This is a genomic window from Fluviicola taffensis DSM 16823 (assembly GCF_000194605.1).
GTDB classification, from domain to species: Bacteria; Bacteroidota; Bacteroidia; order Flavobacteriales_D; family Crocinitomicaceae; genus Fluviicola; species Fluviicola taffensis.
On the sequence record NC_015321.1, the window covers coordinates 1571872 to 1588430 of the forward strand.

11 protein-coding genes are annotated in these 16559 nt (G+C 37.1%); 6 read left to right on the forward strand and 5 right to left on the reverse strand.

What is annotated here, in order from left to right; translation table 11 throughout:
* Nucleotides 1–5 precede the first annotated feature (5 nt).
* The 3 genes from FLUTA_RS06980 to ileS form a co-directional block, all read right to left on the reverse strand.
* Nucleotides 6–257 (reverse strand): hypothetical protein, encoded by a 252-nt coding sequence (locus tag FLUTA_RS06980; protein WP_013686156.1) that lies wholly within the window; start codon nt 255–257, stop codon nt 6–8.
* A gap of 125 nt (nt 258–382) precedes the next feature.
* On the reverse strand, nt 383–2416 hold the full coding sequence (locus FLUTA_RS06985; protein ID WP_013686157.1) for a site-specific recombinase: 2034 nt from the start codon (nt 2414–2416) through the stop codon (nt 383–385).
* A gap of 153 nt (nt 2417–2569) precedes the next feature.
* A complete protein-coding gene (gene ileS, locus FLUTA_RS06990) occupies nt 2570–6196 on the reverse strand; it encodes an isoleucine--tRNA ligase (RefSeq protein WP_013686158.1) in 3627 nt (1208 codons plus the stop codon).
* Nucleotides 6197–6436: 240 nt separating this feature from the next.
* On the opposite strand from ileS, the gene FLUTA_RS06995 reads away from it, so the two are divergent.
* The 6 genes from FLUTA_RS06995 (at nt 6437) to FLUTA_RS07020 (ending at nt 12906) form a co-directional block, all read left to right on the forward strand.
* Nucleotides 6437–6991 (forward strand): RNA polymerase sigma factor, encoded by a 555-nt coding sequence (locus FLUTA_RS06995; protein WP_013686159.1) that lies wholly within the window; start codon nt 6437–6439, stop codon nt 6989–6991.
* Nucleotides 6961–7824, forward strand: coding sequence for an anti-sigma factor (locus FLUTA_RS07000; protein WP_013686160.1), 864 nt, complete (start codon nt 6961–6963; stop codon nt 7822–7824). The genes FLUTA_RS06995 and FLUTA_RS07000 overlap by 31 nt, the downstream gene beginning before the upstream one ends.
* Nucleotides 7825–7904: 80 nt before the next feature.
* Nucleotides 7905–8798: a S66 peptidase family protein gene (locus FLUTA_RS07005; protein ID WP_013686161.1), complete on the forward strand. Its 894-nt coding sequence runs from the start codon at nt 7905–7907 to the stop codon at nt 8796–8798.
* 70 nt (nt 8799–8868) lie between these two features.
* The gene (locus FLUTA_RS07010) at nt 8869–9528 is read left to right on the forward strand and encodes a hypothetical protein (protein ID WP_013686162.1); all 660 of its coding nucleotides are present in this window, start codon (nt 8869–8871) and stop codon (nt 9526–9528) included.
* A gap of 132 nt (nt 9529–9660) precedes the next feature.
* Nucleotides 9661–11559: a hypothetical protein gene (locus tag FLUTA_RS07015; RefSeq protein WP_013686163.1), complete on the forward strand. Its 1899-nt coding sequence runs from the start codon at nt 9661–9663 to the stop codon at nt 11557–11559.
* A complete protein-coding gene (locus tag FLUTA_RS07020) occupies nt 11560–12906 on the forward strand; it encodes a hypothetical protein (protein ID WP_013686164.1) in 1347 nt (448 codons plus the stop codon). It begins immediately after the preceding gene.
* 212 nt (nt 12907–13118) lie between these two features.
* On the opposite strand, the gene FLUTA_RS07025 is transcribed toward FLUTA_RS07020, so the two are convergent.
* Both FLUTA_RS07025 and FLUTA_RS07030 read right to left on the reverse strand, forming a co-directional pair.
* Nucleotides 13119–14561, reverse strand: coding sequence for an aldehyde dehydrogenase (locus FLUTA_RS07025; protein ID WP_013686165.1), 1443 nt, complete (start codon nt 14559–14561; stop codon nt 13119–13121).
* A 264-nt stretch (nt 14562–14825) separates the two neighbouring features.
* Nucleotides 14826–16469, reverse strand: a complete 1644-nt coding sequence (locus FLUTA_RS07030) for an OmpA family protein (RefSeq protein WP_013686166.1) — start codon at nt 16467–16469, stop codon at nt 14826–14828.
* Nucleotides 16470–16559: the final 90 nt, after the last annotated feature.

Consider the following 16559-nt stretch of genomic DNA (forward strand, 5'->3'; position numbering starts at 1 on the left):
TCTTACTATTTGGTGATTTTCTTAGATAATTTTTTACTGTTTCGATCTAAAACTTGTTCCTCATTTTTTGAAGGGTTTAAATTCGATTCTTTTTGCTTCTGCAATGGAGTATTGGCAGAAATAGGCTTAGCCTGATTCAAGGCATTTTCCTTTTTAACAGGTTTTTCCTTTGCTACTTTTGTTGTGCTTAATTCTTGAGAGAAAACAGAACTACAACAAAGTAAAGCGAAAGAAACCACTAGTAATGATTTTTTCATAGTAAGTTATTAAAATTAATGTGGCGCTAAGATAGGAAATCAGTACCTAACTTCTCAAATTTTTAACACTTTAAACTAGAAAATAAGTGCATTTATAACAATTGATACACCAATAAATGACATTCTCAAGAATTTTTTACAGGGAAAAAGAAGGAGATTGGTTTGTGTCTAAAATACAACCAAACAGAGTGAAACAGGTATTTTACCTCAGAAAGTGGAATATCTCGGGAGCGCAAAGCTAACCAAAGTGATAAAGCAAAACTGACAATAAAATTCACAAAACCTATCATACCTATTCCAAGGATTCCCATCAAGATTGGATACCAACCTGAGTGAAAATCTCCGCCAAACAATCCGAGAGCCATATTTCCTGCAGCAAATGTAATGTGACGGATATCCAAATTTAATCCGAGAAATATTCCGATGCTTGCTGTGGAACCTAAGAAAACTCCAAACCAAAAATTGGATGCTACACCTGCCCATTTTGCTTCAATCCAAGTTGCAAAACTCTTTGCGCCTTCTTTTCCCAACGAAATTTTCAAAATCGGATGTTCCTTGATACGGTTGTAAATCTTTTTATGCTTGATCTTATTGGAAATGGAACCAGAAATAATCCCTGATAAGAATAAGAAAACACCCGCAATTGCAGCATGTAAAATTGCCCAAGATTCAATGGGATTTAAATCAGTTAGTAGTACATCACTTTTATGTTGATTCACAATTTGGAAACCAACCACTCCCTGTAAGGACCAAATGAGCACTAAAGCAACAGGAAATGCTACAAAAACATTCCCCACAAATGCGATGAATTGAGATCGAAAAAGATGTGAAAACAAGATTGCAAAGGATCTATGTCTGTCTGCATCATTTACTGAATCAGATAATCCACCCTCAATCGATTTAACAATTGCCGCTGCTGTCATAGCAGGTTGCTTCGTTGCTAAAGTAAACCCTAATAGATAAATGAGAATGAATCCAAATGCATAGTTCATACTATATAAGAAAGCGTGACCAAAATCACTGACACCTGCTTTACCCAAAACAACTTTGAATAAACACAAGAAACCAACAATCAATCCTCCACCCATTGCCGTCAATAGCATATGCATGTATTCTTTTTTCGATTCGGTAATGTAGTGTTCTCCTGTTTTTGCGGTATGTTGAGTTACCTCGTAAGCTATTGTTTGTGTGCTATCCAACATCAAGCGACGAATGTTGTTCTTTCTGCAATTGTATTTGATCAACTTAATCGTCAAATAAATGGAATTATCTCGTTTGTCTTCATCCGAATCAATTGCCAACAAGGGCAAAAGCGCATCTATTCGAAATAACTGTTGTCTAATCCGCAACAAGCTTTGATTCACCCGAAGGGAAATACCAAACTTTGCGCTATTATCAAAAGCGGTATTGATGATTTGATGACATCCTTTAAGTAATTCAACTAAATCCAAATAATCAGGATCTGTTCCAGAAACCGAAAAATTTCGTTGACGAACGATTTTAGTAATGATTACATCCAATTTTTTCTCAAAAGATTCAAAAGGACTTTGCACATTTTCATACTCTGGAACCATAATCAATACATCCTGCTCCAAAGCTCTTCCGCTAATGCGTTGAATCAACAAACTAATCCCACTTACGATTTCTGTAATTGCAGAGTTAGAACTATCTTCTTCGTTATCATATATCGTATCCAAATCCAATAAAACAATTAACTCATTGATTTCAAGGATAGAAATTTCCTGAATCCATTCAAAATCTTTCTGCTTATAAAAGACTTGATTCAACAAAAACTGCAAAGTATCGGGCTCAGGTTGTTCGGGCAAAATCTTCGAAGCCAAGCGTTCTCTCACTTCTCGGATGAAGTAAGCATCTCTAATAATACCCGAATCCGTTAAAATAGACGTAAATTTGCGGTTTTGAAATACATTTCGGAGATAAACCGACATCGCATAGCGCTTCACAGCATTTTCTTGCAAGTAATCTAACAAGGGTTGAATGCTAACTGGTGGTTGATTCTTTTCCTTTTTTTCAGGGCGAAAATGTGCAACTAAATCAACCAAGAATTCCAAATTATTAGACGTATAATCTGCTTCGTAATAAAACGCATCAAACAACTCGTCCAACTTTTTTTTCTTTCTTTTTCTAAACAATTGCATCTTATTTCACCTCACTTTGCGCTAAAGTAAGAAGACCCGCCAAGAAAATCGTGTTAAATTTTGGGAAAATGACTCTGAAACTAAAAATGCCCAATCCGTTATTACGAATCAGGCATTTATTTTTTTGAATTCTGAATTTTACATTTTTAATTCTCAAATCTTATCCACTCGAATCAATGTATCTGCTTCTTCTTCAATATCAGTTGAAAGACCATCGAAAGAATCTGCGGTAATCTTCAAATCAGTTGCTAACACTTCATCGCAAATAAATTGCTTATTTGCTTCAGCTGCCAATTGAATGAAAGCAGAAGATTTTAAAGTCAACGAAATTTTATCCGTCACTTCCAAGCCAGAATCTTTGCGTAGATTCTGAATACGGTTTACCAATTCTCTTGCCACACCTTCCATGCGAAGCGTTTCAGTAATGCTGCTATCCAATGCCACAGTCAATCCGTTTTCCGAAGCAACTAACCATCCTGGAATATCTTCCGCACGGATTTCGAAATCATTCATGTCTAAAACAACCTCATCTCCATCAACAATTCCGGTCCAACCTTGATTTTGCTCAACACTAGCAATTCCATTCTGATCCAACTGAGAAACCCAAGCTGCAATCGATTTCATTTGTTTTCCGTATTTCGGACCAATTGTTTTAAAATTTGCCTTAATTGATTTCACGAAAATGTTATTCGAAGCGTCTAACAATTCCAACTCTTTCACATTCACTTCTGAAAGAATCAATCCTTTTACGTGATCGATATTTTTTGCAAATTGATCGTTTAGAACAGGAACCATGATCTTTTGCAAAGGCTGACGAACGCGGATTTTTTCTTTCGCACGAAGCGCCAAAACCAAGGAAGAAACATTTTGAGCAATCTCCATTTGTGCTTCCAACTCCAAATCAATCAATGCCTCATTTGATTTTGGGAACAATGCCAAATGCACAGAATTTACCGAATGACGACCTGAAATTGCGTTCAAATCTGAGAATAACTGATCCAAATAGAATGGTGCAATTGGTGAACCCATAATGGCAACAGCCTCCAAACACGTGTACAAGGTTTGATATGCTGAAATCTTATCTGTTTCGTAATCGCCTTTCCAAAAACGTCTGCGGCAAAGTCGTACATACCAATTCGACAACTGATCTGAAACGAAATCTTGAATCAAACGTCCTGCTTTTGTAGGTTCGAAAGAAGCATAAGCCTCATCTACCTGAGCAATCAAGGAATTCAATTTCGACAAGATCCAGCGATCAATTTCTGGACGCTGATCCAAAGCAATTTCTGCTTCTGAATAATTAAATCCATCAATATTCGCATACAATGCAAAGAATGAATAGGTATTGTAAAGCGTTCCAAAGAACTTACGCTGAACTTCCGTAATCCCATCTGTATCAAACTTCAAATTATCCCAAGGCTGCGCATTTGTAATCATGTACCAACGCGTAGCATCTGGACCGTATTTCGTCAAGGTTTCAAACGGATCAACCGAATTCCCTTTACTTTTCGACATTTTCAGTCCATTCTTATCCAGAACCAAACCGTTCGACATTACATTTTTAAATGCAACAGAATCAAAACACATCGTAGCAATTGCATGCAAGGTATAGAACCATCCACGCGTTTGATCCACACCTTCTGCAATGAAATCAGCAGGATATGATTTACGATTATCAATCAATTCTTTATTCTCAAACGGATAATGCCATTGTGCATACGGCATAGCACCCGAATCGAACCACACATCGATCAAATCACTTTCACGCTTCATTGGTAAGCCAGAAGGAGAAACTAAGGTGATTTCATCCATATAGTTCTTATGCAAATCAATTTGTGCATAATTCTCCTTTGAGAAATCATTTGGTGTAAAGGACTTCAACGGATTCTCAGTCATCACTCCTGCCGAAACTGCTTTATCACATTCTGCTTTCAATTGTTCCACAGACGAAATACAAATACGCTCGTCTCCGTCTTCATTAGACCAAATTGGGATTGGAATTCCCCAATAACGTGAACGCGATAAGTTCCAATCGTTTGCATTCTTCAACCATTCACCAAAACGACCACTTCCTGTAGAAGCTGGTTTCCAGTTAATCGTATTGTTCAATGCAATCATACGATCTTTCACATTTGTTACCTTGATAAACCAGGAATCCAACGGATAATACAATACTGGTTTTTCCGTTCTCCAGCAATGCGGGTAACTGTGTTCGTATTTTTCAATCTTAAAGGCCTTATTCTCAATTTTCAGCTTCAAAGCAATCCGTTCGTCAACCGACATATATGCTTTCAAATCTGGAATAATTGCTTTTAAGCTATTTTTCTGCTTTTCAAATTCTTCCTGTGTTTCAGCATCTGTCAGGTAATCTGCTTTCACATATTCTCCTGCCAAACCGAAAACAGCATCCGAAACTTCTGGTCGGAAACGACCACGCAAATCCACTAAAGGAACTGGGTTTTCCTTATCATCCAAAACCAACATGGCAGGAACGCCTGATTCCGTAGCAACACGTGCATCATCTGCACCAAAAGTCGGTGCAATGTGGACAATTCCAGTACCGTCTGAAGTAGTTACGAAATCACCAGAGATCACACGGAAAGCTTGATCTGCGTTTTCGTAAGGCAAAGCTCCAGGCAACAGTTGTTCGTAACGAATTCCGACCAAGTCTGAACCTTTACAAGAAGGGAAGTTTTGACATGCAAGTTTATAAGTTGTTTCAAAAAATTCAATAATTTGATTTGAATCATTTTTTGACAATGAATCGAACTTATCTTGATTCCCTGTAAAAACAAATGCTTCATTCGGATTAAATGATCTTTCTTCATCCAATTTATCTCCGAAAAAAACCGTCTCAATAAAAGGATATTTTTTCCTTAAATAATTATCACAAACCTGTCTCTTTTGATCTTTAGACAGAAGTTCATTTAAACGATCTTTTGCAAGTACAACTGAAACAACTTCCTCTGTATATTGATTATGAATCTTTTCAACCAACACGTATTCAATCTTTGGACCCACGCATAAAGCAGTGTTTGAAGATAAAGTCCAAGGCGTTGTTGTCCATGCAAGTAGGTACGCAATGCCTTGCGTGCCTACCTTGTCATGGAACGGCAATTCTTGTCCATCGGCAATTTTAAACTGTGCAACAACCGTTGTGTCTTTCACATCGCGGTAGCAACCAGGCATATTCAATTCATGAGAAGAAAGTCCTGTTCCGGCCATAGGCGAATACGGTTGAATGGTGTAACCTTTGTACATCAAATTCTTTTCATACAACTGACCCAGCAACCACCAAACGGATTCCATGTATTTGGGTTCGTAAGTGATGTATGGATCTTCCATATCTACCCAGTAACCCATTTCTACTGTCAGTCTGTTCCAAATATCTGTGTAGCGCATCACTGCTTCACGGCATGCTTTGTTATAATCATCGACAGAGATTTTCTTCCCGATGTCTTCTTTGGTAATTCCCAATTCTTTTTCTACACCCAATTCAACAGGCAAGCCGTGGGTATCCCACCCAGCTTTACGCTTTACTTGCTTACCTTTTAATGTTTGGTAACGACAAAAAATATCTTTAATCGAACGAGCCATTACGTGGTGAATTCCTGGCAATCCATTCGCTGATGGAGGCCCTTCAAAGAAAACAAACGGTTCTGCTCCTTCACGGGAAGTAATGGAAGCTTCAAAAACACGCTCATTTTTCCACTTTTCAAGAACTGATTGTGCCACATTTGGCAAATTCAATCCTGAATATTCGTTGTATTTACGACTCATTCGTCTGTGTATTAAATAATTTCTTAGTCTTCTAAAAAGAGTGCAAATTTAATAAAAAGGATCGAGAGCCTAAAGGGGAATTCAAAATGAAGAATACAAAATTCAAAACTGGTTCCTTTTCAATTCTCCATATAAAATTTTAAACTTTCTGAGCGTTGAATTGTTTAAAAACAAAGTCAATATAAACCAATATTCAGATTATGCATTTCGTTTTAAAACAAATTCCTTATTTTCGTTCCGTTGGATTCATTGAATAACATAGAAATTAGTGCTTTAGTCAGCGAAGTAAAAGCAGGAGATCAAAACGCTTTTGCTCAGGTCTATGATCGATACTGTGGTGCGATTAATAGTGTTATTGGCCGTTTTATCAATGACGATGAAATTGCACAAGATGTTCTTCAAGATACCTTCATCAAGGTTTGGAAAAACATCCAATTATACGATGATACGAAAGGCAGTTTTTTCACCTGGATGCTCAATATAGCACGCAATACGTCTATTGATGCTTTGCGAAAATTGAAAAAAGAAAACAAAGCTGAAATCCAAATTCTAGAAACTACCGTAAATAGCTCAACAACAGTTCAGCAGAATGTGAGCACTATCGGTTTAAGACAATTGGTAGATCGCCTTCCAGCAGAACAACAGACAATGATTGAGTACTTATACTTCAAAGGGTACACGCAACAAGAAGTAGCAGATGAGTTGGATATTCCACTCGGAACTGTGAAAACTCGTTCGCGTGCTGCCATGGCGGAGTTGAGAAAATGGTTTACATTATTGATATTGTGGATATAAACGAATACATAGCGTCAGGAATTTTGGAGTCGGTAACACTCGGTCTTGCTTCCCAACAGGAGATGCAGGAAGTAGCGTGCCTATCTAAAATATATCCTGAAATTCAGGCGGAATTTGTTCGTGTACAAAAGCGCTGTGAAGAAGTGATGCTTGAAAATGCGCAGGCTCCAGATGCCAAAATTCGTGCATCTTTATTACAAGCTATTTCTGAAATCCCTCAAGAGAAGGCGAAAGAAACAAAACAAGAAGCAAAAATCGTATCATTAAATGCTGAAGCAGAAATTAAGGGCGTAAATCCCATGTGGAAATTGATGGCTGCAGCTTCTTTGGTTTTAACACTTGGAATTGGAGCACTTTGGATTGTTTCTAAAAGCGAGGCAAAACGTTTAGATTCTGCTTTGGCTTCAATGGAGAAAAAACAATTGGAGAATGACCAAGTTCTTCAAGCAATGACTTTAGAAAAAGAACATTTGCAAACCGTACAAGAAGTATTGGCTGAACAAAGCATGCGCACAGTAACGATGAATGGTACAGCGATGGAACCAGACGCTACTGTAAAAGTGATGTGGAGCACAGGTATGAAAAAGGCGGTGATGCATGCAGATAAAATAACACCACCACCAGCAAATATGCAATATCAATTGTGGGTTATTGCTGACGGAAAACCAGTTTCTGTAGGTGTTTTCACGTATGATGAAGTAGATCAAATTACTGAACCCTTCGATGTAAATGCTCAAAATATTACTGCTTTTGCTATAACATTAGAAAAAATGGGTGGTAGTCCAACTCCAACAATGGAAAAAATGGTGGTGATGGGAGCAATCAATGGATAATCAATTGATTTTATAAAATTAATGTAGGGTACGCGACGCATCGCGTGCCTACATAATATTTATTTCAATTAAATTTGATCATGATTTGTCCTCCGAAACTCGTTCCCGGCGATACCATCGCGCTTATTTCCCCAGCAAAAGCTATAGAAGCTTCGCACATTGATTTTGCAAAAGCCTATTTCGAAAAACATGGCTTCAAAGTCCTTGTTGGAGCGAACGCTAAAAACGAATACCGGTACTTTTCAGGAACAGACAAAGAAAGAGCCGCTGATATGCAGTGGGCGATTGATCACCCAGAGGTAAAAGCAATTGTTTGTAATCGTGGTGGATATGGCGCTGTTCGTTTATTTGATGAAGTAAATTGGGCAAACCTATTGCGAGAACCAAAATGGATTCTTGGGTTTTCAGACATTACTAATTTCAACTGTTTGGGATTGAAACTAGGAATTGAAACAGCACACACCACTATGCCCTTGAACTTCCAAGAAAACTCTGTCGAATCCCTTGATTCAGTAATCAATATATTAAAAGGAGAAGAAAACGCATACATCTGGAATACACATCCATCCAATAAACACGGGATGGCGACGGGAAATGTAGTTGGTGGAAATTGTTCGATTCTCTATTCCTTACTTGGAACACCCTATTCGCCCAATTACGAAAACGCGATTTTATTCATTGAAGATATCGGCGAACAAGTTTATCACTTAGACCGAATGCTATGGGCTTTTCGGTTTGCGGGAGTTTTTGACCGAATTGCAGGTTTAATTGTTGGAGGAATGACCGATTTAAAAGACACAGCAACACCAACTCAATGGACCGTTGAGGAACTCGTTTTAGAACACACTAGATTTCGCTCTTTTCCAATTGCATTTAACGCTCCCGTAGGACATATTTCAGACAACAGAGCCTTTATTTGCGGTCGAATTGCCACATTTACTGCTACAGAAGAACAAAGTTATTTCTTCCAATAAATAGATTTCTTTTTCTGGTACTGTTTTTGAATCAGCTTGTTCCGTATTTTTGTAACACGAAAATGAACTTATGCGTATTTTTTTAATTGGATTTTTAATTCTTGCACTTTCTTCATGTGTTGATATTTTTGATGACATCACCATTCATGCAGATGGAAGTGGTACTTACAAATACACCATCAACATGAGTGCAAACAAAGTGAAGATTAATTCCATTTTAGCACTCGATAGTGTCGATAATAGACGCGTCCCGAAGCTTCCAGAAATCAAAGAGAAAATTGAGTTCTACAGGACTAAATTAGGCGATAAAAAAGGGATTTCCAATGTGAAAATTGATGCAAATTATGATGATTTTATCTTTAAAATTTCGTGTGATTTCGAAAGTATTTCTGACCTTCAGGAGGGAATAAGGGAAATCATAAAAGAAGAAAGCAAAGAAAAAAACGATCCCATATTGAATGAAAATTGGTTGACATGGGATGGAAAAACATTGACGCGCATTGTACCTAATTTCCAAAGCTTCATCCACAAACTTAAAACGGAAGATCAGGAGAGTTTGAAAAAGGGACAATATGTATCCGTTTCTCGTTTCGAGAAACCAATTTTAAAATGCGACAATCCACAAGCACAGATCTCACCAACTAAAATTGCTGTTTTAATTAAATCAAGCACTTTCTCTGTTGCTACAAATCCATCTGTACTCAAAAACAGCATTGTGGTTTCCTATTAGTTTCTTATATTACTAGAAAATACCCTCATTTTAACACAAGTTATCAACCAAACACTGGTTGATAAGAGAAATAGCCCGTCCAATTCAAAAAATGATTTTACTTTCGTGTAGAATCCGTTCATTCATTCATTTATGAAAATTAAAATCTTAATTCCGATTACATTTTTGAGCACCATTTCTTGGGGACAAAAATCAGAAGATATCATTCCAAAAGATGCAGTTACTGTCTTTAGTTTGAATAACATTTCTATTCTGCAAAAAGTGTCCATGGACGAATTGGTTTCCTATGATTTCATGACGGAATTGCAATCTGAATTATTTGACGGATCCACTCAAGGAAAGACCCTCAAAGATGCTGGAATTGATTTCAATCAGAAGATGAATATTTTTTATGGGAAAAATTCAGACTTCGAAATATCTGGCTTCACTTTTGGCATCAGCGATAAAGAAAAATTATTTACTGTTTTTGATGACTTTGATCGCATTGAAAGTCTAGTTCCAGGAACAGAATACTACAACAATTACTTCAATCATTTGATGATTCAGGGAAATGTGGGGCTTCTGATTCGTGTAGATACAGACCAAGAACGGTTAACAGAAATTACAGATTCTATCTGGACTTCAAGAGGATTAGAACTTCCTTGGTCGTATGACAACGAGTACTACGATGAAGGAACGGATGGGTATGACGAAGAAGAATTGAGTGATGAAGATCCTATTCTCAATGAAGACGGTGATGAAATAGAAGAAACCATTGAAGAAGAGGTAGACGAAACTCCCATCGCAACGGAAGAAACAAGTGATTTATTCAAAAACTATTACGAATTACGTGATAGCATTGAATCTGAATATTCTCGCAAACGTTTATTTTCCATTACAGAAGAATTATTTGTAAAGAAAATCAATCTAAAAACAGTAGACACTCGCTTAGCGAATCAATTGACACATACTTCCGATGGAATCTTCTATTTGGACAACAGTAGAAACTTTAAGAACACCAATAGCCTTTTCTACTTGCAAGCAATGTTTCCAGAGTTGTACCGTGATTTGAATGAGTTGTATACTGGAAACGTCATGCTTGGTGACATCATTTTGAATCAGAAAAGTATTGATTTAAAGGTCGAAGCCAATTATGGTGATAAACTTGGAAGTATTTACCAAGAATTAAACAGTGCTAAATTCGACAAAAATGTATTGAAATACATCCCAAAAAACAATACGGGCTTCTTTACGTATCAAATCGACCTGAAGAAAGGATATGAAAAAGCGTATGAAGTGATTATGCCAATTTTAAGTGAAGAAAAAAATGCACGTATTTCGGCAAACGTACTAACGATTGAATTATTGAATGATTTCATCAATACAGACGAAGTATTCAACACCTATAAAGGAAGTATGTTTGGAACCTTCAATGGAATCAAACGCGTGAAAACAAAGCGCATTGAATTTTTCTACAACGAAGAAACCTTTGAATACGGTGAAAAAGAAATTGAATCGGAAGAAGAAATGCCCATTTTCACCTTGGGATTCACAACTGCACGTGCAGATGTTCCAAACAAAATCTTGAAACACATGGCTCGAATTACTTCTCAATTCAAAAACATGGGGGATTACTGGGTGTATGAAGATGCTATTTTGAATTCAGTGCCTTTGTACATGATTAACAAAAATGGACTCTTTATATTCACCAATGACGAAGATTTGGCGAAGAATCACTCAAATGGTTATGGATCAGATGCAATCACTGGAAAGCTAGCTAAAAATGCTGCTAAAAGCGGTTCTATTTATGCCTACATGAATTTAGGAGACATGGTGAATCGTTTACCAGAAAGTCTTTTAAATGATCACCGTTTCTCTGTATTGTCTTCCATGCGCGGAAAAAAAGGAGAAATGGAAATCGTATCTACAAAAACAAGCAAACAGAAAACCACTTACAATTTAACTTATACGTTTGATGGCACCTTCGACAATGCTGGAAAATACTTATTGGATTTAGTGAATACTGCTTATTTAGTTTCAACAACCAGATAAATGAAGACAGAAGGTGTTGGAAATAAAGTTATGTTAATTGCATTGCTGTGCGCAGCATTGGCTTTGTTTCTATACATCCGTCCGCGTTTATTTGCCCCCGATCCTCCTCCCAATTTATTAGATCGATTGCCACAAAGTGAGATTGTTGGTCGCTACAATTTGTTGGATATCGCCCGTGAAACCAACTCATTGATGTTCAAGAATAAAATACCATTCAGAGAATACATGACGTATGATTTCATCTTAGGTCAGGCAAAAGGAGTTGGAATTGACATTCAAAGCACAGGATACTTTTTTTCCAATGGAAAAGACGAATGGGGAACCTTTGTTTCAGTCATTGACAGTTCAAGAATTCAAAACGGGTTAAATCGATTAGAACAATACATTCATATTTCCGATACGATTATTTACAACCGTCGGGTGCAAAAAATAAAAGATTTAGGATTGTACATTTTTTACGACAAAGACTATCTACTTATTTACAAAGGTTCAAAAATTAAAAATCGAATAGGAAAAGCAATTTTCGCACGTTTAGGAGATATTGAAAACTCTTGGGAAAAATTTCTAAAAAATAAAGTCTTCAAAAATGAAGATATTGTGCTTTATTCCAATTCACCAAGGTTGAAGAAATTTGGATTAGATTATGCGATGTTTGCCCACGATAGTGATTCTTTAAACATCAAATTAAAAACCTATTTGCATTCAAACAAACCATTAAAAATCAAAGAAAAAACAGAAGGAATTGCTTTTGAACGAAGTAAATTATCCACTAAAGCACTCGAAATTCATTTAGACATTTCGGAATTCAAAAAAGATTTAAAAAACCCGCTTTATCAATGGATTGTAAAAATTGGGAAGAAAGTAAGTTTCCCTACCGCAGCATTTTTTGAAGCTTGGGATGGCGATTTATGCTTTCAAGAAGGCGGAACACAATTTGTGAATGAGGAAGTAGTAGAAATGAGCTACGACGAAGAATTTAATCCCATTGAAATTCGAAAAACAAATAAGGTAGCTGTTTCTGGCTATTCCTTGTTATTCTCTGTCAATGAACATGGAAACAAACTCGTTTCTGCACTTTTTGCAAAAGGAATCGTTACCAAACAAGGAAAATATTATCACTTCTTGTTTTCACCGCCTTTGAATTTGAATATTCTTCCAAAAAGCATCGCCGCTTACACAGCTGGCAGATCCCCCAAAGTAACAACAGGTAGTTCTTGTAATGGTTTGTGGAACTACAAAGGAACAGATGTTCTCTTTCACATTGATTCTCTGAAGAAAAAAGAGATTTATGGTTCGTTGGAATTTGAAGTTGCGAGCTTGCTCCGTAAAGGAAAGTTCAAACGCTAAAGCGGTTCAATCTTCTTCGCTCTAGGAGCTTCGAAGGTTCAAAGTTGCTTAAGAAAATATATTGAACTATTGAACTATTGAACTATTGAACTATTGAACTATTGAACTATTGAACTATTGAACTATTGAACTATTGAACTATTGAACTATTGAACTATTGAACTATTGAACTATTGAACTATTGAACTATTGAACTATTGAACTATTGAACTTTAATACGGAATAAACACATTCTTAGCTTCCGTAAAAAAGCGCAAGGCTTCCCAGCCACCTTCTCTACCAACTCCAGAAGCTTTTACACCACCAAATGGTGTGCGCAAGTCACGCACGAGCCAGGAATTGATCCAAATGATACCCGCTTGTACCTTATCAGCTGTTCTGTGCGCTCTTTTTAAGTCAGACGTCCAAATTGTTGCGCTTAATCCATAAACAGTGCTATTCGCCATCATAAGTACTTCTTCTTCGGTATCGAATGGGGTCAAAGTAACAACTGGACCGAAAATCTCTTCTTGATTTGTTCTACAATCGTAAGAAAGTCCTTCAATAACGGTTGGAGCAATGTAATATCCTTCGTTATATGGAGCTTCCAAATGTACTTGATGACCACCAGTTAAAATTGTTCCTCCTTCTTCTTTTGCCAATTCAATGTACGAAAGGACTTTCTCCATGTGGGGTTTGGAAACCACAGCGCCCATTTTTGCATTTGGATCTGTAGGATTAGAAACAGTCAATTTTTCAACGCGTTCAATAAAAGCTGCTTTAAACTTTTCGTAGATGCTTCGTTCGATAAATATTCGCGAGCCACACAAACAAATTTGCCCTTGATTCGCAAACGAGGAACGAACAGTAGTCTTAACCATCTCATCAAACTCACAATCTGCAAAAATGATATTGGGGTTTTTTCCTCCCAGCTCCAGAGACAATTTCTTGAACATAGGTCCCGCAGTTCGAGCAATATATTCACCCGTTTTTGTTCCTCCCGTAAACGAAATTGCTTTAATTTTTGGATGTTTCACAATCGCATCTCCTGCAAATTGACCCAAACCATGAACAATATTCAAAACACCTGCTGGCATTCCACTTTCTTTTACTACTTCGCTCAACAAATAAGCGGTGTAAGGTGTGATTTCAGATGGTTTTGCAATGACACAATTTCCAGAAGCTAGTGCTGGAGCAATTTTCCAAGAGAATAAATACAAAGGCAAATTCCAAGGAGAAATACAGCCCACAACACCAATTGGTTTGCGGGTTGTATAATTGATTCCCATTCCTTCCATGTAATGTGATTCGGAAGCAAAATGTTCAACAGCCGTTGCAAAAAAATGAAAGTTTGAAATCGCGCGAGGAATATCTACATGAGCCGCCAACGAAAGTGGTTTTCCATTATCTCGTGATTCTGCAGCAACAAATTCGTCCATGCGTTTTTCAATTCCTAAACTAATCCGCATCATGATTGCTCCACGCTCTTCATTCGTCATATTCGACCAAATAGGGAAAGCTTTTTCTGCCGCTATAACCGCCAATTCAACATCTTCCTCCGTAGAATTTGGAATTTCACCGTATACTTTACCTGTTGCAGGTTCGTAATTGTCGATGTACTGCCCTTTCACAGGTGCAACCAATTCTCCATTGATAAAATTCTGAATGCGTATCATAGTTTCAATTTTTCAAATGCAAAGATAGCTAAAAGTGAAAAGGTAAAAGTTTCAAATAACGACTAAAATGATCTCACGCAGATTTCACAGATTTACGCAGAACAATAGTTTTATTTTATCGCAAAAGGTAGCAATATTTATTCTCCTCAGTAGCGGATACTTGGGGTTTACTACCTGATATCTGCGAAAATCTATCCATCTGCGTGCTAAAAAAGGGACCCAATTCTAATAACAAAAGAGTTATCTCAATGGATTCAATGATTTCTAGATTTTAAACCTCACTCCTACTTGCAAATACAATGAAATATTCAATCTGCCTGAGTTGAGATAATTCGTGGAAATTCCAATATTGGCAAAAATTCGGTCTATTGCAAACGAAAACGGATTGCTTTTGTAGGCTACTCCGAGATACAAGGCGTGAGTTAAACTTCCATTCGTGCGGGCATTCAGATACGATAAATTACTTCCAACGTATGCAGCTAACGTTGGATGAAAATCATGAATCAATGAACGATTCGCATTTCCAATCACCAATTGCTTAAATGGATCATAAGAAAAAAGCAGGTAATCTATTTTTAAACCCGCCAAAATTCGGGCTTTCAAATCAACACCAATTGTTGCACTGTACTCAAAATGCGTTCCTGTATATTGTGCATAAGCGAACAAATAAGCACTTGACGCATCGTAATTCCAGTATCCAGCTTCCAATCCATATTCCAGCGCATTCAATCCGCCTCTTGATTCTGGCAAGCATTGATGTGCAGAAATCGTATCCAATGGATAATTTATTTTCAATGAATCACCAGAAGGAATACACGTAGAGCGATTTGAATAAATATTCCATTCCTTTTTTTTCAAATACTCATTGGGAACAACCGCAAAAAAATACGGCCGATTTCGAATTCCAAATTTTGTTTTCCAAACGATGGGTTGGTCAAAGTTTTGATCAAAGTAATACGATCTATCACCTGAAACATAGTCTTGAGGCACAATCAAAACATGTTCGCCCTCCAACATTTTCTTACGCAATTGCACGTTTTGCATGATGTACACTTCTGGCAATAATTCGGAAGCTAATTTGAGCGGATGACTCATATCATTTGCACAAACAATACATTCATTGTAGTCTTTCCGGATTTCCTTTTTCGTTAAAATGCCATACGCTTCAAAATCTGCTTCTTTGACCCGAGCTCTATACCGTTCGTGTTGCCACCAACCATCTCCACTCATTTCAAGTTTCCACTTCACAATCTTAGCATACTGCGAATTCTTCGTGAGCGTGTAATACGTTTGATTTTTGGAAAACAAATGCGGCTCCATTTCCAAGATTACAAACGACGTTCTTCCATCATTAACGCGAATAATGTTGCAATTTTTCATAATGGTATCAGAGAGAACAAAGCAAGTTTTTGTATTCCCAAAGAATTCATATTGATCTGTAGTATCCTGCAACCCACGTTTTCCTTCGTAAAACAAATGAATTTCCACTCTTCGGTGATTCTCATTAGGATTTCGCAGGGCGTTTTCTTCTCCCTTTGCAAGACTTCGAACAAGTGTTTTTGGAGGTAAAATTCCCACCAAATACTCTTTCACTTTTTCAGAACGTTTACGAGAAAGGCGAAAATTCAATCGCTTCTTACCTGTAGAATCCGCAAAACCAATGACATGTAAACTATCTATTTTACGCAAATTGTGAGAAAAAATGTATTTATCAATTTCTTGCTTGTTATCATCCAACAGTTTATAATCACCACTTGGGTAATAAACGGAGAAAATTTCTTGCGCAGAAACCAGTGAGCTACTCCAACCGAGAAGGATTAGGGTAAGACCTGTTTTACCAATAAACGAAAAAAGACCAATCTTCCGATTGATATCGGCACGACTGGTCTTGTAAAAAAAATTTCGCATCACAAAAGCGAATATAGGTTTATTCCGGAAAGTTCCAATGTTCAAAAGTTGAAATGTTGAGATTTGCACCCCCTTGAACTTTTGAACCTT